The 19,707-nt window shown below is 69.3% G+C and carries 17 protein-coding genes and 1 tRNA gene; 13 read left to right on the forward strand and 5 right to left on the reverse strand.

Annotated elements, in window-relative coordinates:
- The first annotated feature begins 98 nt into the window (after window positions 1-98).
- Window positions 99-172, forward strand: a tRNA-Pro gene (locus NS184_RS08210).
- Between the two features lie 304 nt (window positions 173-476).
- Window positions 477-2,375, forward strand: coding sequence for a hypothetical protein (locus tag NS184_RS17805; protein ID WP_152998128.1), 1,899 nt, complete (start codon window positions 477-479; stop codon window positions 2,373-2,375).
- 56 nt (window positions 2,376-2,431) lie between these two features.
- Here the strand turns inward: NS184_RS17805 and NS184_RS08225 are convergent, their stop codons facing one another.
- Complete coding sequence (locus tag NS184_RS08225) at window positions 2,432-3,130, reverse strand: tyrosine-type recombinase/integrase (protein ID WP_193750425.1); 699 nt, start codon at window positions 3,128-3,130, stop codon at window positions 2,432-2,434.
- 39 nt (window positions 3,131-3,169) lie between these two features.
- Here NS184_RS08225 and NS184_RS17810 point away from each other — a divergent pair, with 39 nt between their 5' ends.
- The 6 genes from NS184_RS17810 (at window position 3,170) to NS184_RS08245 (ending at window position 9,498) form a co-directional block, all read left to right on the forward strand.
- Window positions 3,170-4,108: a hypothetical protein gene (locus NS184_RS17810; protein WP_193750426.1), complete on the forward strand. Its 939-nt coding sequence runs from the start codon at window positions 3,170-3,172 to the stop codon at window positions 4,106-4,108.
- Complete coding sequence (locus NS184_RS17815; RefSeq protein WP_152998130.1) at window positions 4,101-4,958, forward strand: hypothetical protein; 858 nt, start codon at window positions 4,101-4,103, stop codon at window positions 4,956-4,958. Before NS184_RS17810 ends, NS184_RS17815 begins: the two co-directional genes overlap by 8 nt.
- Window positions 4,959-5,255: 297 nt before the next feature.
- The gene (locus tag NS184_RS08230; RefSeq protein ID WP_058725633.1) at window positions 5,256-5,966 is read left to right on the forward strand and encodes a GntR family transcriptional regulator; all 711 of its coding nucleotides are present in this window, start codon (window positions 5,256-5,258) and stop codon (window positions 5,964-5,966) included.
- Window positions 5,963-6,994: an ADP-ribosylglycohydrolase family protein gene (locus NS184_RS08235; RefSeq protein ID WP_058725634.1), complete on the forward strand. Its 1,032-nt coding sequence runs from the start codon at window positions 5,963-5,965 to the stop codon at window positions 6,992-6,994. The genes NS184_RS08230 and NS184_RS08235 overlap by 4 nt, the downstream gene beginning before the upstream one ends.
- Window positions 6,995-7,102: 108 nt before the next feature.
- The gene (locus tag NS184_RS08240) at window positions 7,103-8,575 is read left to right on the forward strand and encodes a purine-cytosine permease family protein (RefSeq protein WP_058725635.1); all 1,473 of its coding nucleotides are present in this window, start codon (window positions 7,103-7,105) and stop codon (window positions 8,573-8,575) included.
- A complete protein-coding gene (locus NS184_RS08245; protein WP_058725636.1) occupies window positions 8,575-9,498 on the forward strand; it encodes a PfkB family carbohydrate kinase in 924 nt (307 codons plus the stop codon). The genes NS184_RS08240 and NS184_RS08245 overlap by 1 nt, the downstream gene beginning before the upstream one ends.
- Before the next feature lie 273 nt (window positions 9,499-9,771).
- Here the strand turns inward: NS184_RS08245 and NS184_RS08250 are convergent, their stop codons facing one another.
- The 3 genes from NS184_RS08250 to NS184_RS08260 are packed head-to-tail and all read right to left on the reverse strand — an operon-like array spanning window position 9,772 to window position 13,005.
- The gene (locus NS184_RS08250; protein WP_058725637.1) at window positions 9,772-11,292 is read right to left on the reverse strand and encodes a tripartite tricarboxylate transporter permease; all 1,521 of its coding nucleotides are present in this window, start codon (window positions 11,290-11,292) and stop codon (window positions 9,772-9,774) included.
- Between the two features lies 1 nt (window position 11,293).
- Window positions 11,294-11,989, reverse strand: a complete 696-nt coding sequence (locus tag NS184_RS08255; RefSeq protein ID WP_058725638.1) for a tripartite tricarboxylate transporter TctB family protein — start codon at window positions 11,987-11,989, stop codon at window positions 11,294-11,296.
- Window positions 11,986-13,005 (reverse strand): tripartite tricarboxylate transporter substrate binding protein, encoded by a 1,020-nt coding sequence (locus tag NS184_RS08260; RefSeq protein ID WP_058725639.1) that lies wholly within the window; start codon window positions 13,003-13,005, stop codon window positions 11,986-11,988. Before NS184_RS08260 ends, NS184_RS08255 begins: the two co-directional genes overlap by 4 nt.
- A 129-nt stretch (window positions 13,006-13,134) precedes the next feature.
- On the opposite strand from NS184_RS08260, the gene NS184_RS08265 reads away from it, so the two are divergent.
- The 5 genes from NS184_RS08265 to NS184_RS08285 all read left to right on the forward strand — a co-directional run bounded on the left by NS184_RS08265 (window position 13,135) and on the right by NS184_RS08285 (window position 18,964).
- Window positions 13,135-14,412 (forward strand): sensor histidine kinase, encoded by a 1,278-nt coding sequence (locus NS184_RS08265; protein WP_083513556.1) that lies wholly within the window; start codon window positions 13,135-13,137, stop codon window positions 14,410-14,412.
- Window positions 14,409-15,134 (forward strand): response regulator, encoded by a 726-nt coding sequence (locus NS184_RS08270; RefSeq protein ID WP_058725640.1) that lies wholly within the window; start codon window positions 14,409-14,411, stop codon window positions 15,132-15,134. The genes NS184_RS08265 and NS184_RS08270 overlap by 4 nt, the downstream gene beginning before the upstream one ends.
- Before the next feature lie 132 nt (window positions 15,135-15,266).
- Entirely contained in the window at window positions 15,267-16,256 is a 990-nt protein-coding gene (locus NS184_RS08275; protein WP_058725641.1) for a helix-turn-helix transcriptional regulator, read from the forward strand.
- Window positions 16,257-16,296: 40 nt separating this feature from the next.
- Window positions 16,297-17,976 carry a long-chain-fatty-acid--CoA ligase gene (locus NS184_RS08280; protein ID WP_058725642.1) on the forward strand — a complete coding sequence of 560 codons (1,680 nt, stop codon included), beginning with the start codon at window positions 16,297-16,299 and terminating at the stop codon, window positions 17,974-17,976.
- A 193-nt stretch (window positions 17,977-18,169) separates the two neighbouring features.
- Window positions 18,170-18,964: an alpha/beta hydrolase gene (locus tag NS184_RS08285; RefSeq protein ID WP_058725643.1), complete on the forward strand. Its 795-nt coding sequence runs from the start codon at window positions 18,170-18,172 to the stop codon at window positions 18,962-18,964.
- Between the two features lie 44 nt (window positions 18,965-19,008).
- Here the strand turns inward: NS184_RS08285 and NS184_RS08290 are convergent, their stop codons facing one another.
- The gene (locus tag NS184_RS08290; RefSeq protein ID WP_058725666.1) at window positions 19,009-19,701 is read right to left on the reverse strand and encodes a DUF6766 family protein; all 693 of its coding nucleotides are present in this window, start codon (window positions 19,699-19,701) and stop codon (window positions 19,009-19,011) included.
- Window positions 19,702-19,707 lie beyond the last annotated feature (6 nt).

The following is a 19,707-nucleotide window of genomic DNA, read 5'->3' on the forward strand; positions in this document are numbered from 1 at the left end:
GCGACGGCTCCACGAGGCGTGCACGGGGAGGGTCCGGCGTCCGCTATGCTGGTCGGGCTGCTCCGGACGGGGCAGTGGGGTCCGCTCGTCGGGCCTCGCGGGCTGTGGCGCAGCTTGGTAGCGCACTTGACTGGGGGTCAAGGGGTCGCAGGTTCAAATCCTGTCAGCCCGACCGAAAAGCCCCGATGGGACCACGGTTCTGTCGGGGCTTGCTTGTTCGCCGAACTGCCAGCCCCTCCGCAACCCCTCGCAGGCGCGGCGTACTTTCGAAACGTCGCCGAGCTGTCATGCGATCTCGAGTGGCCCTTCGCTCAGGCCGTTGGCTTAACGGAGTGCGGTGCTTCACTCACAAAGCAGGCCAACTTCCGATAATCTGCGCTCACAGGTCTCCAATCTGCTGCTCAAGGGGTGATCCGATGGCCCAAGAGGGCGACAGGCCGCGTCGAGTTTACTTTTACGGTCCAGACGACGGCGCGGTGGGAATCTTCGTGCCACGTGTGGTCGAACTGGCATCCAATTTTGAATCTGGCACAGCCTTCGAGACCGCCACGGACGCTCTCGAGCATCACAACGTCCAGAAGTACCTTGAGCACAGATTGCTGCCCTCAGGTCTCGATGAGGAGGCAATCCAGCAACTATTGCAGAAAGTGCGGCCGCTCCGCGCAGCGATTGCTCGCTTTTTCTCAGCAATTTCTGAAGACAATATTCGGGACGTGTTCGCGAGTTTGGATCATCAGTACCATCGCGATCTGCTGGAAGTGCTTGGGCAGGTGAAGGCCTTTGAGCGCTTCGACGGACCGCGCATGTTGGGGGTGCTCAAAGAAACTGGTGTCCACATTGGAGACATGCTTGAAAGCGCTAAGTTGGTGCAGGCGTATGGCGAAGAGATCAGACTTGAGATCTTAGCATCCTCCCGTAATGCAGAGTTGATAGTGCGAAAGTACCTGGAAAGTGCTCCGCGGAGAGATCTTCATCTTCCTGTAGTTTTCACCCCAGACGACTCGCGGCATGTACTCGAAGATTACATCGATAGCGAGCAGGCAAACCTGAACTATGTTCGACTCATTGCCAATGCGAAAGAAAATGCCCGTGTTGGCATCGACCCTAAATTGAAGCTGCGCGCCAAGCGGCGAGCTCAAAAATTGAATGCTGCACTTTTCACCGACAATGACGGTCTTCGTGCTACCTACGAGGTGGCAATATCGGGCGATCAGGAACATCCCTCGATCGAGGAGCGCAAGCAGGGCGATGACTCGCATTGGTTGTATTCGTACAGTCGGACCTGGCTCGACTCGACGCGGGACAACTCGAGCATATTGAACAACTTCCAGCACCTTTTTGGCTTTGCAGATGATCAGGTTCTGCTCGGTCTGCCAGCCTTTGCAGCAGATCTTAGTGTCTTCGAACGCATGGCGGGACTTGCTGGCCTAGATGAGTACAAGCATGGCGTAGCATTTGACGCACTCGATTCGGTGTCCCTGCTCCAGACACAGATGTACACCCTCTATCTAAAGAAGGAGGGCCTAGATCTCGAAAGGGTGCTCGCATGGTTTTTCGTTGAGTACCTCCCGGAAGAGTTCGGCATCAGGAACTTCTCACTAAGGGCGTCTGGAGAGGGAGCGTCTTATCTGGAGAAAGTCAGACATCTTTTTGCCGAGATTGAAAGCGTCTCTGCGCAATTCGAGCTATACGCGGAGAACGGCGAGGTGGACCATGAGTTACTCAACATGAGGTCCGATCCAGTTGCTTATGGAGGCATTTCGAGCCTCGTCCAGGGCAAGTACGTGTACGCCGGCGACAATGACGGCTTCGCGGCGGTGCTTCGCTTGTTGTTTTTCGATCAGTCGCGGATTATTTATATCGATGAGAACCTGAATGCTAATGACTTCGTTCGCCTGATCCTACAGAACTCCGTCAAATACGCCGACTTTCACGAGTATCAGGTTTCGGCGATTGACTACCTCATTGACAAAGGCATCATCGAGAACTTTGATGGGTTGATACGCTTCGTAAACCTGGAGCAGATTCGGGTTCTCCACGCACTGTTCCACAAGGAGGCGGTGAGCTACTTCCGTCTCACAAAACCCGGTCGGGAAGCCGTGGATGACATGCTTGCCAAGGGTTGGCTAGTGCGACGGTCGACGCTTTTGACGGACGCCGAAGCGGCCTATTTCAACTATGTCCTGAATCGAACATTCAGTAACGGACTGAACCTGCGGAATCAGTATTTGCATGGGTCGCAGCCTTTCTCGGATGAGGATGGCGCGTACTACAAGGATTATTTGATTGCCTTGCGCCTCGCCGTCACTCTCGTGATCAAGATGAATGACGATATCTGTCTACTTCATCTTCTCAAGGATCGAGGCGACTCTTAGTGCTGACTAGCTCCGAAGGGTGCTTGTCGGGATGCGGCGCAAGAGTCGGCCCCTCGTCAAGCGCCTCTCAAGTAAGCGGAGAACCGCGCTCGCTGCGTTGAGTAGTCCTTCTTCCGCAGGTGCGCGTACACCTTGTCAGTGATTGCGACGGAGGCGTGACCCATGTGCCGGGACAGCTCGAACATGTCGAACGCGCCCGATTCCAGGACGAGCGTTGCGAACGTGTGCCGCAGCTCGTGCAACTTGAGCGTCGGTAAGCCGATGCTCCTCGCCGCGGGCTTGAACGTGTACCGGTAGAAGCCTTTTGGATCGAAGGGACGGTCGTAGGTCAAGATCGGGTGCCCCTTCACCTTGCCCGGCCAGAGGCCCGCGTCCGGGTCGCTGCGGTTCGGATGCTGTGTCAGGTACTCCCGTAGCTCAACTACCAGCGAGTCAACGAGGATCGGCACCTCACGCTTGCTGTTCGCTGTCTTCGGCATCCCGACCAAGTATCCGGCGGAGGTGTGCGTCATGTTCAGGTGCACCCGGACCTCCTTGTGGAGCAGGTCGATGTCGCGGACGCGGAGCGCCGCCAGTTCTCCGGCCCGGAGACCGGTGTACGCCGCGAGACGGACCATCAGTCCGTAGGGCGGCTGCGTGTCAAGCGCCGCTGCAAGCCGTTCCACTTCGGCCGGCGAGAGGAAGTGCGCCTCCTGGGTGTCGGCGCGCGGTTTGTCCACGGCCGCGCACGGGTTGTACGTGATGAGTCGGTTCACCGACCGAAGCCGGAAGGGGCACCGCGGTAGTCTCTGAACATGGCGAGTCCCGAGTTCTGGCGCGAGGTTGCGTCCAACCCTCCGCGCGTACATTTCCCTCCGACGCCTTACTCAGAAGTTGAACGCCTGCAGGTGCAGCTAGCAGCGCGGCTGGATCGAGCTCGTTTGCGCGCATTGGAACTCGATTCCGAGGTAGCAGATTGGCGTCACCTACAGCCGCTGCGACTCGAAACCGTCATCGACGAGGACTATCACGGTTGGGGGCTGCGCCTTCATGTTGAACACGAAGCAGACCTAGCAAGTTGGGGATTGACGTTCGGGGAGGCAATTCACCACCTTAGAAGCGCCCTAGACACCACGCTCGTCACGCTTGCCAAGGTGGAGGGACTAGCTCCAAAGCGTCGACTGCAGTACCCGATCGTGACGGATGAGAAGGACTGGGCAGATCAGCGCAAGCGACACCTACGCGAGGTTCCAGGCTGGGTGTGGAAGCCTGTCTACGCCGCCCAGCCATTCCTGTCGGAGGACCCCCTGAGGCATCCCCTCGCCCGTCTCAATGACCTGGACAACGACAACAAGCATCGAACGCCGTCTGTTGGCACCGTCTTGCCTGCCGAACTCGAACACGATTTCACTCCCGTTTTGCGGAGCGGACGCTCGGTCGGCCCATCCAGGCAGATCGAATACGACCTCTCGCTGTCGGACGGATCCATGCTTCTCCACGAGAGCGTTGGGGACGAGGAAGTAGAAGGCGTGATGGGCGACTTGTGGTGGAGCGCAAATATCGGAGTTGCGGATCGCCAAGGAGTCTACGTGTCGAGTGTCGATTTCTACCAGGAGGCAGAGAAAGCTGTGCAGGACGCGTGCGCGATGCTCCTCGCGGTTTGGGAAGGCCGACTGGCAGGTGAAGGCCCGTTCGTCAGTCAACCAGGTGACTCTTTTCGTCGCCGCAGGCCCGATGGAGCGGGCAATGGCTGAGCCGCGGCGCTTGAAGAAGGGTGTCCGACTCGGCGTGGTCCGAGGCGGCACCGGCGACTTCCGGACTATCGCTACCCTGAGCTTCGCATCGGACGGCGGCGTTCATATCACCCCTGCCCAGCTCCCCGGCGTGACGTGGCGATATGGGCTGCACCCTTCCGGTCGCAGGCTTCTGCGCAGCGAGTACTCGGAAACGGAGCACCGCCCGAAGCTGCACTACCACTACTCGGGGTACGTCGCCGCAACTCTCGACGGCCATACAATTGAGCACAGGTCCGCCCGATTTCCTGCACTGTCGTCACTCCGCAAAGGACAAATCTTCTCCGTGAGTGCGGTCCGCCCCTGGGAGCTGCCGAAGGTCGAGAAGCCACGAGCGGGCGATATGTGGACGCTCCAGCCTCGATGGCCCTGGGCAGTCGGCTGGACACTTTCACTCCTAGAGCTTCCCGAGTTCGACGGGACTCGTCTCCACCTAATGCGTAACCGCGGGCTGATAGCAGGCGACCGCACGCGATTCGTTCTCGACCTTCGCGAGTTTGGTAGAAGCGCCCTCTTAATGTGTCATGTGCTCATCGAGGAAGACTTCGGCTTTGACATGGAGGCTTCGGTCACGGTTGGCGCTTACGCAAACGGCCCGGGGCAGACGTTGGCTCAAGACCCGTTCCTGCTCTGGAGCTCTTCGGCGCGCAACCCGATGGTCGCCTGGGAACCACGGGAACACGACATCGACGTAGCTGACCTGGACGCCGCACTCGCGGGACCTGTGTCCAGTATGACGCTCGGGGAGCGTCTGGAGAAGCGATGGGGAATTCGACCGAGACGTCCCGACCCGCCAATCGACCCCTCCTAGAACCCCTCCAACCGCGCTCCACCACGCCCAACCGATCCGAACCGACGTGAGCCACTGCGGCTCTCTTCGAAGCCCGAGAATACGGGCCAGGACAGCTCCGCGAAGGTCGGGTCGGTTCGCGTCGGTTTGTGGCTCTGGGGTGTCACCGCCCGCCTGGGGGTCAAGGGGTCGCAGGTTCAAATCCTGTCAGCCCGACCGCGAAGGAGGCTCACAGCCGTCAGGCTGTGAGCCTCCCGTCGTTCTCGGGCTGAGTACCGCATTGCGGTGGACAGGTCTTGTACATGTACACTCCTGTTCATGCCCGTCTCATCCAAGCGACGCCTCGTCGCCGACGCCCTCCGCGACGCGATCGCCACCGGCCGGTACCGAGCTGGCGAGCGTCTCCCCGGCGAACAGGACCTCGCCGAGCGCTTCGCGGTGAGCCGTGGCACCGTTCGTGCAGCCCTCGCCGACCTCGCCGACCTCGAGTACATCGCCACCAGGGGCGGGGTCGGTTCGGTCGTCACGTTCGACGGCGCGACGCTCGACCCGCGCGGGGGTTGGGCCCGGTCGATCGCCGCGTCCGGCACCGAGGTGACGACCCGCATCCTGCGGCTCGAACGATCGGACGACCCGCGCCTCCAGACCGAGCTCGACGCGGCGGAGAGCACCTTCGTCGCCGTGGACCGTCTCCGCTCCGTGGTCGGCGGACGACCGGTGTCGCTCGAGCGGAGTGTCGTACCGAGCGTCGGCCGGCTGGCCGCCGCCGCCACCGACGGGCTCGTCGACGACTCGCTGACCGCGACCATCGCCGAGGCCGGACTCGTGCCCGCGAGCGCCGAGCAGTGGATCGATGTCGCGCCCCTCGAGGTCGACGACGCCGTTCTGCTCGACCGTCCCGCAGGCACTCCGTTCCTCCGGAGCCGCCGCGTCTCGCGAACCGCCGAGGGTGCGTTCGTCGAGCGCGTCGACAGCCTGCTCGACCCGGACCGGTTCCGAATGCACATGCGGTTCGGTACGGCCCGATGACCACCCTTCCCACCCGACAGGACCACCTCGTGCACCAGCAGTCAGCCCGCGCCCACGCCGCTCTGATCGGCCTCGCGCTCGGCGATGCACTCGGCATGCCGACCCAGTCCATGTCGCTCGCCCAGATCCGAGCCGACCACGGCACGATCACCGGCCTGGTCGATGCCGGCCCGCATCAGCGGATCGCCGCGGGGATGCCCGCCGGCACCGTCACGGACGACACCGAGCAGGCCGTGCTCGTCGCGGAGTTGCTGCTCGAGGGCGACGGACGAATCGATCCCACCCGCTTCGCCGAGGCGCTCATCGCGTGGGAGCGGGCGATGGAGGCGAAGGGGTCGCTCGACCTGCTCGGCCCAAGCACGAAGACGGCCGTGCAGCGGATCCTGGACGGCGTGCCCGCGTCCGAAGCGGGTTCGACCGGTACGACCAACGGTGCCGCGATGCGCATCGCCCCGGTCGGGATCGCGGTGCCGTCAGGAGACCCAGTCCGCCTGGTCGACGCCGTGCAGGACGCCTCGCGGGTCACCCATGACACCGGGCTCGGCATCGCCGGGGCAAGCGCGATCGCCGCCGGCGTGAGCGCGGGCGTCGACGGGGCCACCCGGTCAGAGGCGCTCGACGCCGCGATCGCTGCCGCCGCGATCGGTGCCGAGCGCGGCCACTGGATCGCGGGTGCCGACATCGCTGCCCGGACGACGTGGGCGCGCGGGCACCTGCCGACCGTGCCCGGCGAGGAGCGCATCGAAGCGGTCTCGCGGCTCATCGGCACGAGCGTTGCGAGTCAGGAGTCGGTCGTCGCCGCGCTCGCCCTCCTCGCGCTCGACCTCGCACCGTGGGAGACGCTCTGCACAGCCGCCTCGATCGGCGGGGACACGGACACGATCGCCGCGATGGCGGGCGCCGTCCTCGGCGCCGTGCACGGGCCCGAGGTCTGGCCAGAGGACGCGGTCGCAACCGTCACGACCGTCAACCGCCTCGATCTCGGTCCGCTGGCGGATGGCCTGCTCACGCTTCGTCGCCGCGCCTGATCGCCGGGGGAGACCGTAGTCACCGCGATCCGCCCCCCCACACTCTTCCTTCCATCTCCTTCCATCTCCACGCTTCCGCGCACCCTTCCGACGACGTAAGAGGACCCCATGGCACACGACACGACCACGCTCTCCAGCGGCACACTGACCACGGTCGAACAACGCGGGATCGAACCCGTTCCACACGACGAACGCAACGGGGCGCCGGGCGCCCTCTTCTGGGTCTGGTTCGCGGCGAACATCTCGATCCTCGGACTGCCCCTCGGCGCGACCCTCGTGGCGTTCCAGGGGTTGACGGTCTGGCAAGCACTCGTCGTCGCCGTGATCGGGGCCGCGGGGTCGTTCGCGGTCGTCGGCGTGATCTCGATCGCCGGCCGCCGCGGCGGTGCGCCCGGGCTGACGCTGAGCCGAGCGGTCTTCGGTGTCCGCGGCAACGTCGGGCCCACCGCCGTGTCGCTGCTGTCCCGCCTCGGTTGGGAGACGGTCAACACCACGACCGCGGCGTTCGTGCTCCTGTCCCTGTTCACGATCCTGTTCGGGACCGACGGCGACGCGAAGGCGAACCCGGCGCTCACGATCGTCGCGATCCTGGTGTTCGTCGCCGCTACCGTGCTCATCTCCGGACTCGGACACGCGTTCATCGTCGCCGTGCAGAAGTGGGCGACGTGGGTGTTCGGCGCGCTCAACGTCCTCGTGGCCGTCTTCCTGGTGCTCCGCGTCGACTGGGCCGTGGTGGGCTCGCAGCCGGCCGGCCCCGTCGCAGCGATGGTGATCGGCATCGGGACCATCGCCGCAGGTACCGGCATCGGCTGGGCGACCGCCGGTGCGGACATCGCCCGCTACACCCGCACCTCGGTGAGGGCCGGCGCGCTCATCGGCGCCAGTGCCGCCGGAGCGGGGATCCCGCTCGTGGTCCTGGTCGGCCTCGGTTCCCTGGTGTCCGCTGGCGACCCGACCCTCGCGAAGGCCGGTGACCCCGTCGCCGCGATCCGTGACCTGCTCCCGAGCTGGATGGCGGTCCCGTACCTCATCGCTGCGTTCGGCGGGTTGCTGCTGTCGAACCACCTCTCGGTGTACTCGGCGAGCCTCACGACGCTCACCCTCGGGATCAAGGTGCCCCGTGTCTGGGCGGTCGGGGTCGACGTGGTCGTCACGACGCTCGGCGCCATGTACTTCATGCTCGTCGCTGACGGCTTCTACGCGCCCTTCATCACCTTCATCTCCGTGCTCGCCGTCCCGATCACCGCTTGGCTCGGCGTGTTCATGGCCGACATGCTCCGGCGGCGGTGGTACGACCCGGCGGCACTGCTGGACCTGCGCGCCGGCGGCAGCTACTGGTACCGCGGCGGCGTCGCGTGGGGAGCGCTCGCCGCCTGGGTCGTCGCGATCGTCGTCGGCTTCCTCTTCACCTCGATCCAGGTCGGCAGCGCGCACCCGGTCTACGTCGGAGCGCTGTCGGACAGCTGGATCGGCGCGAACGGCCTCGGTTGGGTCGTCACCTTCGTCGTCGCAGCGGCCGCGTACCTGCTCACCGGCGGTGCACGCGGTCAGGTCGTCGCGCCCGCGGGGGCCCGTTCCTGATGGGGCGGCTCGTCTCCGTCGGCAACGTCATCGTCGACATCGTCCTGCGCGTCGACGCCGTCCCGGAGCCAGGCGGGGATGTCATCGCCTCAGCGTCGTCGATCACCGCGGGCGGTGGCCTCAACACCATGGTCGCAGCCGCCCGTGACGGTCTGCCGGTGGTCTTCGCCGGCCAGTACGGCACGGGGCCGTTCGGCGACATCGTCCGCGCGGCACTCGAAGCGTCGGGCGTCGAGGTCGTCCAGCCCGGGCTCGAGGACATCGACAGCGGCTACTGCGTCGCGCTCGTCGACGCGTCGACCGAGCGCACGTTCGTCACGAGTGTCGGGGCGGAGGGGCGCCTCACCAGGGCGGACCTCGAGCGGGTCGTGCTCCGCTCGGACGACACGGTGTTCGTCTCCGGCTACGGCCTCGCGCACGTCGTGAACGGCCCCGCGATCGCCGACTGGCTGACGACGGTGCCGGACGGGGTCCGCGTGGTCCTCGACCCCTCCCCGTTGGTCGACACGCTGTCCCCGTCGGTGCTCGGTCGCGTCACGGCCCGTGCGGACGTGGTCAGCGCCAACGGCCGGGAGGCGCGGCTCATGGCACCGACGGCCACGGGGCTCTCCCAGGCGGTCGCCGAGATCGCCACGTCCGCCCGCGGTTCCGCCCTCGTCCGCGACGGCGCGGCGGGCTGCTGGGTGGCTCAGCCTGGGCGGGTTCCTGTCCTGGTGCCCGGATTCGCGGTCGACGCGGTCGACTCGAACGGCGCGGGCGACGCCCACGGCGGTGTGCTCGTCGCAGCCCTGTCCCGCGGCGAATCGCTCGAGGACGCGGTGCGTCGTGCGAACGCCGCGGCCGCCCTCGCCGTGACGCAGCACGGACCGGCGACCGCACCGACCGCCGAGGAGACCGACACCTTCCTCGCGGCTCGCGTCTGAGCAGGCGCGCCGAGCAGCTGCGGAGGAGCTGGTCGACGGCTCGGCTCTGAATCCACGGCTGCGGGGTGGAGACCGGGGCGGACTCGCGCACGACCGGCCCGACTCCCGGTCGTGTTCCAGTTGCTCGCCTGCCCGATGATCGACGAAGGCTTGGACACGCACACGCAGTGGGGTGCGCCAGCCCGATGCGGGGGCGACGGACGGGAGGCCCGTGGCGGCGCCGCCACGGGCCTCCCGTCCGTCACGTGGTCGCGTCGGACCGCGACCGGCGTCTCACCGGACCGCAGCCGCCCGCCGACGCGCGCGCCGCGCGACGAGCCGGCTCCGCACCGTGAGCGCCACCACGACGGCCAGCACCGCGTAGAGCACGATCGGGATCGGCCCCGCCACGAGCACCGAGAAGTCCCCGTCCGCGCTCAGCGCAGCGTCGCGCAGGCTCGTCTCGGCGAGCGGACCGAGCACCATGCCGATGACGAGCGGCGCGAGCGGGACGTCGAGCGCCCGCATGAGGAACCCGATGATGCCGATGCCGAGCAGCATGAGCAGGTCGAAGACCGAGCCGCTCGTGGCGTAGATACCGAGGCCGCAGAACACCGCGATACCGGCGTAGAGGTACGCGCGCGGGATGCGGAGCAGCTTCGCCCAGAGCATCGCGAACGGCAGGTTGATGATGAGCAGCACGACCATGGCGATGAAGAACGACGCGAGCAGCGCCCAGACGAGGTCGGGGGACCGGTCGAACAGCAGCGGTCCGGGCTGCAGGCCGTACTGCCGGAAGGCGGCGAGCATGATCGCCGCGGTCGCGGAAACCGGGAGGCCGAGCGAGAGCAGCGCGCCCATCGCCATCCCGGTCGTCGAGTTGCCGGCCGCCTCGGGTGCCGCAAGACCCCGGATCGCGCCGCGGCCGAACTGCGGGTCCTTCCGTCGGGCGTCGAGCCGCTTCTCGAGGCCGAACGCCAGGAACGTCGGGATCTCGGAGCCGCCCGCGGGGACGACGCCGAACGGCAGTCCGATCGCGGTGCCGCGCAGCCACGCAGGTGTCGCTTCGCGGAGCTCCTGCTTCGAGAGCCACGGACGACCGGTCGCCTGCACCATCTTCCCGTCCTGCATGTGCCGGGCGAGGCAGGCGACGTGGATGACCTCGCCGAGCGCGAGGACCGCGACGGTCACGGTGACGAGCGAGATGCCGTCGAACAGCTCCGGGACGCCCATCGTGAAGCGGGGCGCGCCGGAGATGCCGTCGACGCCGATGACAGCGATGCCGAGGCCGAGGCACAGCGACCCGAGCCCCTTCAGCGCGTCGTCGGTCACGACCGAGGACGTCGTGACGAACGCGAAGAGTGCGAGGGCGAAGAACTCCGCCGGGCCGAAGCTCGACGAGAACGTCGCGAGGGCCGGCGCGAGGAACACGACGAGGACCGACGCGACCATGCCGCCGACGAACGCGCCGATCGCCGCGGTCGCCAACGCCTGCGCCGCCCGGCCGTTCAGCGCCATCCTGTGGCCCTCGAACGTCGACGCGATCGCCGAGGCCTGCCCCGGCGTGTTCATCAGGATGCCCATCGTCGAGTCGCCGAAGAGGCCGCCGAAGTAGACGCCGGCGAACATGATGAACGCCGCCGTCGGGTCGAGCGAGAACGTCACGGGCAGCAGCAGCGCCACCGCCATCGACGACCCGAGGCCGGGGAGCACGCCGACGGCGGTGCCGAGGAGGCAGCCGACGACGACCCAGAGCAGGTTGGCGGGAGTCAGCGCACCGGCGAAACCCTCGCCGAGCAGACCGAGCACGTCCACGTCAGAACCTCCATCCGACGATGCCCGAGGGCAGCGACAGGTCGAGCACCATGTCGAAGGCGATGTAGCTGAGCGCGGCCACCGTGAGCCCGACGACGAAGGGGCGGAGCCAGCCGGGGGCGCCGAGGCCCTTGGCGACGCCGAGGAACAGCAGGCCGGCGCCGACGATCCAGCCGAGCACGTGCAACAGCAGCGCGAACGCGGCGAACGACACGACGACCCAGGCGAGCGAGCGCCAGTCGACGCGGACCGACCGCTCCGGCGCCGCGTGCTCGGCGACGACGGTGTCGGCCTGGCCGGCGGTCGTGGGCACGGCCACGACCCGGGCTGGTGCAGCCGCGCTCGCCGCGTCCGGTGCTGCTGCGCTGGCCGGGGGTGGTGCTGCTGCGCTCGCCGCGACCGGTGGCCCGTCCTGGCCGCGTCGGAGCTGCCGGACGGAGCGGACGACGAGCAGGCCGGCGAGCAGCAGGAGCGCCGCGGCGACGATCCCCGGGAACACCGCGGGGCCCGGGAACGCGGTACCGGCGGGCACCTCCATCGTCACGATGCCGACGATGAGGTACACCGCGAAGGCCGTGAAGAGCGCGGGCGTGGTGAGTTCCTTCGCCACCTCGGCGGTACGACCGGGGTCGGCGCGGAGCGTGAGGCGCTGCCCGACGACCGCGGACGACGACGTGGGGTTGCTCGGACGCGTCATCGGCCCAGCTCCTCGTACAGCCCTCGGATGCGCCTGCGTTCCTCGTCGATGAACGCGTCGAGATCGCGGCCCGTGATGATCCGCTCGGTCCAGTGGTACCGGTCCATCGCGTCCCGCCACTCCGGCGTCCGCAGGGTGTCCCGCACGATGCCCGTCAGCTGCGTCCGTTGCGCGGTGTCGAGGCCCCCGGGTGCGGCGATCATGCGCCAGTTGGTCAGCGTCACGTCGTAGCCCTGGTCGACGGCGGTGGGGATGTCGATGCCCTCGACCGGCTGCTGCGCCACGAGCGCGAGCGCGCGCAGGCGGCCCGTCTCGATCTGGTCGATGTTGTCGGGGTAGCCGCCGGAGGCCGCCGCGGCGGTGCCGTTGAGCAGTGCCTGGATGGCCTCGCCACCGCCGTCCGAGGGGATGTAGTTCGTGTCCGCCGGGTCGAGACCCGCCGAGACCGCGAGGTCCGTGACGACGAGCTGGTCGAACGAGCCGCCACCCGTCCACGGCACGGAGCCAGGGCGCTCGCGCCAGGCGGCGACGAGGTCGTCGAGCGTCTCGTAGGGGGAGTCGGCGGGGACGACGATGACGTCGTACTCCTCCACGGTGACCGCGAGGGGCGTGATGTCGTCGTGGGTCACGGCGGAGCCGAACTGGACCTCGGCGGCGAGCAGGCCCGTGCCGCCGACGAGCAGTGTGTCCGTCTGGCCCTCGAGCCGTGCGACGTTGCCGAGCGCGATCGTGCCGCCGGCACCGGGCATGTTCACGACCTGCACCGAGTTCACGATCCCGTTCGCGCGCTGCGCCTGCTGCATCGAGCGCGCGACGCCGTCCCAGCCACCGCCGGCGGCAGCGGGCGCGACGATGGTGACCGACGTGGTGGGGTCGCCGCCGGCCGCGGCGGAGGTGATGGACCCGAACGCCGCGACACCGATGGACACCGCGGCGACGGCCGCGCCGACCGCGCGCGCGACGGTGCGACGCGCTCGGGGTGGACCGGACGTCGCCGGTGCTGACTGCTCTGTCATGGATGGCTCCCTCCTGCGCACGACGTCGTGTCGCAGGTCGAGAAGTACGATGGCAGCCGCCGCCCGGACCGGTGTCCGGCGGTGGAGTTGTGCTCATTGACGCTCACGACGACCAGAGAGGGGGCCACGGTGCGCCGAGCATCCGTCTCCCGACTCGGACGCGTCGCCGTGCTCGCCCTGCCGAGCGTCATCGTGCTGGCAGCCACCGGTGCGACCACCGGGGTCGCCGTCGCCGTGCAGGAGCAGAGCATCCGGGCGTCCGTCGTCGACCAGGCGTCCGGGGTCGCGTCGAGCCTCGCCGCCCTGCCCGAGGTCCGGGCCGCCGTCACGTCGGTCGTCGACGCCGGCGCTCCCGGAGCGCTCGCCGACACCGAGCGTCTCGCGTCGGCCACGGCGTCGCTCCAGCCGATCGCCTCCCTGGTCGAGGGTGCCTCGGGGGTCTCCTACGTCGTGGTCACCGACGACGAGGGCGTGCGCATCACCCACCCCGACCCGTCCGAACGCGGCGAGCTGGTCGGGACGACGATCGCGCCCGTGCTCGCGGGCGAGCGGTTCGTCGGCACCGAGACCGGTCCGTCCGGCGCGACCCTGCGTGCGAAGGTGCCGATCGTCGGCGACGACGGGGAGGTGGTCGGGGTCGTCGCGGTCGGCGTGCTCGAATCGGCGATCGCGGCCGACCGTGCGCGGGCGTTCGGCGCGCTGCTGCCCTGGAGCACGGGCGCCCTGGTCGTGGCGACCCTCGCGAGCGTGCTGCTGTCGCTCGGGATCGCACGCCGGCTGCGGCGCGCCGACGCCGTCGACGCGGAGAGCCGGCAGGTGCGGCGGACGACCGATGCGCTGCGCGAGCAGGCGCACGAGTTCGGGACGCGTCTGCACGTCGTGCGCGGACTCGTGGCGCAGGGCGACGGTCCGGACGCGCTCGCCTACATCGACGCGGTCGCGCCCGGCCTGACGAGCGGGGGTGGCGCGGGGTCCCCGCGGCGCGGCGCCGTGGCGACCGCGACGATCGAGGCGGTGCGCTCCGAGGTCGACGCACACGGAGCCGCGCTCGAGTTGCTGGTCGCCGACGACGTCGTGCTCGACGACGAGGTCCTGCTCGTCGTCGCGAACCTGTGCCGGAACGCCGCCGAGGCGGGTGCGGCTCGGGTGCGCTGCACGATCGGCACCCGGGACGACGTGGTGGCGGTGACCGTCGAGGACGACGGCCCCGGCATCGACCCGGCGGACGCCCACCGGGTGCTCGGGTCCGGATGGTCGTCGAAGGCCGACGAGACCGGCCTCGGTCGCGGCGTCGGCCTCGCGGTCGTGCGACGCACGGCGACCGACCGCGGTGGCTCGGTGGTGGTCGGGCGGTCGGCATCCCTCGGCGGCGCACGGATCGACGTCGAGATGGCGGTGGCCCCGTGACGGCGCCGGTCCGCGTGCTCGTCGTCGACGACGACGCCGGCGCCCGCGCACTGCACGTGCGGTGGGTCGCCGCGACCGAGGGGTTCGAGGTCGTCGGTGCTGCGGCGTCCGGCAGCGCTGCGCTGGCCCACGTCGAGCACGGCGTCGACCTCGTGCTGCTCGACGTGCGCCTGCCCGACATCAGCGGGATCGAGGTCCTGCACCGCATGCGCCTCGCGGGTCTCGCAGCCACCGACGTCCTGGTGGTCAGTTCGTCGCGCGACCAGGTCACCGTCCGACAGGCACTCGCGGCGCACCCGGTCGGCTACCTCATGAAGCCGTTCGACCGCGAAGCGCTCCGGGACCGGCTCCGTGCGTACGCCGCCGAGCGTCGCGGGCGGGACACTCCGCAGCGAGACGTGCCGATGGGACAGGGTGACGTCGACCGGCTGCTCGCCACCGGCTCGGTCCGGGTCGCCGCGCCGGCGCGCCGTGCTGCCGCGCCGACGGGTCGCGCTCTGCCCAAGGGTGTGAGCGCCCCGACGCTCGAGCGGGTCGTCGCAGCACTCGACCCCGCGGTCGCGCGGTCCGCCGACGAGGTCGCAGCCGCGACGGGGACCTCGCGTGCGACGGCGCGGCGGTACCTCGACCACCTCGTCGCGACGGGCGCGATCGACCTCGCGCACCGGTACGGACGGCGGGGGCGCCCGCAGGTGCTCTACCGGCTGGCGCCGGCTCCCTGACGTCCGCGCCGACGGACCGGCCTGGAGGCGCGACACGACCGGCGACGTCCACCGCCGGTCCGGGACGCCCACGGCGACGGCGCTCCGGGGCGTCGCCCCGTCCCCGCGCGCGCGACCTGCCAGGATGCCCCCATGGGAACGACGGCACCGGCAGAGGACACCCCGTCCTTCCGTCGCTTCCGCGTCGAGACCATCAGCGAGAACCGCAGCCCCGAGATCGACCGCGCCTACGGCATCGTCGACGGCGTCGGCGGCGCACTCGAGGCCTACCGCTACGTGGGCGCCGGCGACGCCGACGTGTCGATGCGCGGCGCCGAGGTCGAGGGCACCCGCTCCGGCCGGCTCGACCCCCGCCCGGACCACATCGTCTTCTGGATCGGTGACGGCACCGCCACCATCGAGGACTGCACCGACGGCACGACGCTCACGGCCGAGCCTGGACACCCCCTGGTGCTCTCGGCGTCCGTGCCGTACCGGTTCACCGCGGACACCCGCAAGGTCACCATGCTCCACCTGTCCGACCGGATCCTCCGTCAGGCCCTCGCCGGTCGGGACCAGACGGTGCACGGCCCGCTCGTGTTCGGCCAGCAGCCGGACATCGCGTCCGCGCTCGCACCCCTCCGAGCGATCCTCCGCAACCGCGCCGCCGCGCTGACCGACGAGCAGGTCGACGGCGAACACCGCGACGAACTCAACGCTGAGATCGCCGCATCGGTCGTCGACGCCTTCCCGCTGGTCACCCCGGACCCGGAGGAGCCGTCCTCAGCGGCGCTCCGTGCCGCCCACTGGATGCACGAGCACGCCGCGGACCCGATCGTCCTCCGCGACATCGCGGCCGCGGTCGGGCTGAGCGAACGCGGGCTGCAGAGCGCGTTCCGGCGCCGGTTCGACGAGACCCCCATGGAACGGCTCCGCGCCGAGCGACTCGACGGCGCCCGCACCGACCTCCGGTTCGCCCAGCCGGGTACGCACGTCCGCGACGTCGCTCGACGGTGGCGGTTCGGACACTTCGGCCGCTTCGCCGCGAACTACGCGGAGCGCTTCGGCGAGGCGCCGAGCGAGACGCTGCGACGCGCCCGTGGTGCTCGCGGTGACGGAACGTCGTCGGAACGGCGGCCGTAGGATCGGGCCACGCGTCCGTCGACGGAGATGAGAGACCGGCATGACCGACACCCAGCACAGCACCCGCCGTTCCCAGGCCACCGCCTCGGTGGCGGCGATCCTCGCCGAGTCGGCGCACCGGTTCCCGGACGACGTCGCCGTGGTGGTCGGTGACCGGCGCACCACCTACGCCGAGCTCTGGTCGCAGACGCTCGAGTACGCGGGTGCACTCCGGGCCCGTGGTGTCCGGGAGGGCTCGCGGGTCGCGATGCTCGTCCCGAACGTCGAGGACTTCCCCCGCGTCTACTACGCGACCCTCGCCCTCGGAGCCGTCGTCGTCCCGGTGCACGCGCTCCTGAAGCGTGGCGAGATCGAGTACGTGCTGCGGGACGCCGACGTCTCCCTGCTCGTGTGCGCGGCACCGCTCCTCGGCGAGGGTGCCGCGGGCGCGGCGCTCGCCGGGGTCGACGTGGTCACGGTCATGGCACCGCCAGCCGTCGGGGCCGACGCGCAGGCCGGTCCCGACGCGCAGGCCGGTCCCGACGCGCACGCCGGTCCCGACGCGCAGGCCGGTCCCGATGCGCAGGCCGCGAGCGACACACCCGATCGGCTCGAGGACCTCGCGCAGGCCGCCGAACCGCTCGACACCTACGTCCCCCGCGACCCGTTCGACACCGCCACGATCCTCTACACCAGCGGTACCACGGGCCACCCGAAGGGCGCCGAGGGCTCGCACTTCGCCCTGCTCGAGCAGGCGAACACGAACCTGCTCAGCACCTTCGACCTGCACCGCGGCGACGTCCTGCTCGGCGCGCTGCCGCTGTTCCACACGTTCGGGCAGACCTGCACGATGAACACCGGCTTCCGGGTCGGCGCGACGATCGTCCTGCTCCCGAAGTTCGACGGCGACGGCGCCCTCGCGGCGATGGTCGAGCACAGCACGGGCGTCTTCATGGGCGTGCCGACGATGTACATGGCGCTCCTCGACGCCGCCACCCGGAACGATGCCCGGCCGCCGCTGCGGTACGCGATCTCGGGAGGTGCGTCCCTGCCGCTCGCCGTGCTCGAGCAGTTCCAGCAGGTGTTCGACGCCCCGGTGCACGAGGGCTACGGCCTCACCGAGACCTCGCCGGTCGCGTCGTTCAACCACGTCGGCACCACCCCGCGTCCCGGCACGATCGGCACGCCGGTGTGGGGCGTCGACGTGGAGATCGCCGACCCGGAGACGCAGGACCGCATCGTGATGCTCCCGCACGGGCAGATCGGCGAGCTCGTCATCCGCGGCCACAACCTCATGAACGGCTACCTCGACCGGCCGGAGGACACCGCCGCCGCGATCGTCGACGGCTGGTTCCGCTCGGGCGACCTCGGCACGAAGGACGACGACGGCTACCTGACGATCGTCGACCGCACGAAGGACATGATCATCCGCAACGGGTACAACGTCTACCCGCGCCAGGTCGAGGAGGTCCTCGCCCGGCACCCCGACGTCGCGATGGCCGCCGTGTTCGGCACGCCGCACGAGCAGCACGGACAAGAGGTCGAGGCCGCGGTCGTGCTCCGAGCCGGCGCGACGGTCACGCCGCAGGAGCTGATCGACGTGGTGGCCGCGGAGATCGCCGCCTACAAGTACCCGCGCGTGGTGCACGTGCTCGACGCGCTGCCGCTGGGGCCGAGCGGCAAGGTGCTCAAGCGCGAGCTCGTGCAGCGGTTCAGCACGGCGCCCACGACGACCGCCTGACCCGGAGGTCGCGCCGGCGTGCCCGGCGGCCGCGTCACCGCCTGGAGGCGCGGTGCAGGTGAGCGGATCCGTTCACCTGCACCGTGCCTCCAGACCGCTCGTCCACGCCGATGCGGCGCGCCGCGGCCGTCCGGTACCGTGACGGCACGCACCGCCGCGGACCCGCGGCCCGACGTGACGAGGACGACACGACATGACGACGACCGACCGAACCCTCGACGGACCGCACGGGCCGCTGCGCATCCGGGTCCACACGACCGACGGGCCGGCGCGCGCTGCGCTCGTCTGGTCGCACGGTGGCGGCTTCGTGTTCGGCGACCTCGACATGCCGGAGTCCGCGCAGACCGCCCGCGAGCTCGCCGCCCGCGGTGTCACGACCGTCGAGGTCGAGTACCGCCTCGCGCCGAGCGACGAGCGCCCGGACGGCGTGCACTTCCCGGTGCCGCAGGACGAGGTACGGCACGTCCTCGCCACCGTCCGCGCCGACGCATCCCTCGACACCGGGGGCCGGGACTGGGCGATCGGGGGAGCGAGCGCCGGAGCCTCGATCACGGCCTCGGCGGCGCTCCGCCTCGTCGCCGACGGGCAGGCACCACGGCTGGTGCTGCTGGCGTACCCGACCGTGCACGCCGAGCTGCCCCCGCTGTCCGACGAACTCGCCGCGGCGATGGAGGGCGTCGATCCCGCACGACGGTTCACGCCCGAGTCGGTGCGGCAGATGAACGCGAACCACGCCAGCGGCGCCACCGCGGGGGTGTTCGCCGGCGGGGCTGACCTCACGGGTTTCCCGCCGACCTGCATCGTCGACTCCGAGCGCGACGACCTCCGGGCGAGCGGCGCCGCGTTCGCCGAAGAGCTGCGTGAGGCGGGCGTGCCCGTCACCTCCGTGGTGGAGCCTGGTACGTTCCACGGGCACCTCAACGACGAGGGCACCCCTGAGGCGCTGCGGACCATCGACCGGTTCGCGGCGTTCTTGCTGGCGGACTGACCGCGGGCACAGCCGGCGCGTCCGCGGCCGGGCGCGGGGCGGGGTCAGTCGCCGGTCTGGGCGTCGGGTGCCGCCACCGGCTTCGACTGGCTCGACCCGCGCTGTCGGAGCCACACGGTCGCCACCACCATCACCGTGATGACGAGGAACTCGGACTGCCAGTTCTGCATCGACTCGAACCAGAACTGCGACGTGCCGAGGTACTGCCAGCCGGTCACCACCGAGCCGCCGTGCTCGACCTGCTCCTCGTTGTACGCAGCGGCACCGCCGATGACGTGCCCGACGACGCTGCCGACGAAGAGCACGGCGAAGAGCAGCAGCAGCGAGTTCTCGTACAGCACGAGCGCCACTCCGCCGCGACGCACCGGCCACGGAGCGCGGTGCTCGACCGAGTGTTCCCGGGGATCGGCGTCCTGCGGTGCGTCGTCGTCGAGCGGCTTCGACTCGCTCGACCCCTTCTGGAAGAGGAACGTCGTGAGCACCACGTACGACCCCATCTGGAGGAACTCGCTCTCCCAGTTCTCGAACGTCGCCTCGGCGAAGTCACCGCTCGCCAGGAATCCCCAGAGCGACTCGACCGCCTCGCGGTGCAGGAGCGCGTCGTGCACGGACACCCGCCACCCCGCGAGCACCATACCGACGAAGCAGAGCAGGAACACGGTGGCGTTCGTGAGGAACAGGCCGTTCCGGCTCGCCCACGTCCACCTGCCTGGTCGGTCCCGGAGCACCACGGTCATCGGCTC

The sequence above is a fragment of the Curtobacterium luteum genome (genome assembly GCF_001475545.1).
Lineage (GTDB): Bacteria > Actinomycetota > Actinomycetes > Actinomycetales > Microbacteriaceae > Curtobacterium > Curtobacterium luteum_A.

Excerpts from the sequence above, each read along its gene's own strand:
- NS184_RS08285 (WP_058725643.1), top strand. The coding sequence starts at position 18,170 with ATGACGACGACCGACCGAACCCTCGACGGACCGCACGGGCCGCTGCGC.
- NS184_RS17810 (WP_193750426.1), top strand. The coding sequence starts at position 3,170 with ATGGCGAGTCCCGAGTTCTGGCGCGAGGTTGCGTCCAACCCTCCGCGC.
- NS184_RS08245 (WP_058725636.1), top strand. The coding sequence starts at position 8,575 with ATGGGGCGGCTCGTCTCCGTCGGCAACGTCATCGTCGACATCGTCCTG.
- NS184_RS17815 (WP_152998130.1), top strand. The coding sequence starts at position 4,101 with ATGGCTGAGCCGCGGCGCTTGAAGAAGGGTGTCCGACTCGGCGTGGTC.
- NS184_RS08255 (WP_058725638.1), bottom strand. The coding sequence starts at position 11,989 with ATGACGCGTCCGAGCAACCCCACGTCGTCGTCCGCGGTCGTCGGGCAG.
- NS184_RS08275 (WP_058725641.1), top strand. The coding sequence starts at position 15,267 with ATGGGAACGACGGCACCGGCAGAGGACACCCCGTCCTTCCGTCGCTTC.
- NS184_RS08240 (WP_058725635.1), top strand. The coding sequence starts at position 7,103 with ATGGCACACGACACGACCACGCTCTCCAGCGGCACACTGACCACGGTC.
- NS184_RS08290 (WP_058725666.1), bottom strand. The coding sequence starts at position 19,701 with ATGACCGTGGTGCTCCGGGACCGACCAGGCAGGTGGACGTGGGCGAGC.
- NS184_RS08230 (WP_058725633.1), top strand. The coding sequence starts at position 5,256 with ATGCCCGTCTCATCCAAGCGACGCCTCGTCGCCGACGCCCTCCGCGAC.
- NS184_RS08260 (WP_058725639.1), bottom strand. The coding sequence starts at position 13,005 with ATGACAGAGCAGTCAGCACCGGCGACGTCCGGTCCACCCCGAGCGCGT.
- NS184_RS08280 (WP_058725642.1), top strand. The coding sequence starts at position 16,297 with ATGACCGACACCCAGCACAGCACCCGCCGTTCCCAGGCCACCGCCTCG.
- NS184_RS08235 (WP_058725634.1), top strand. The coding sequence starts at position 5,963 with ATGACCACCCTTCCCACCCGACAGGACCACCTCGTGCACCAGCAGTCA.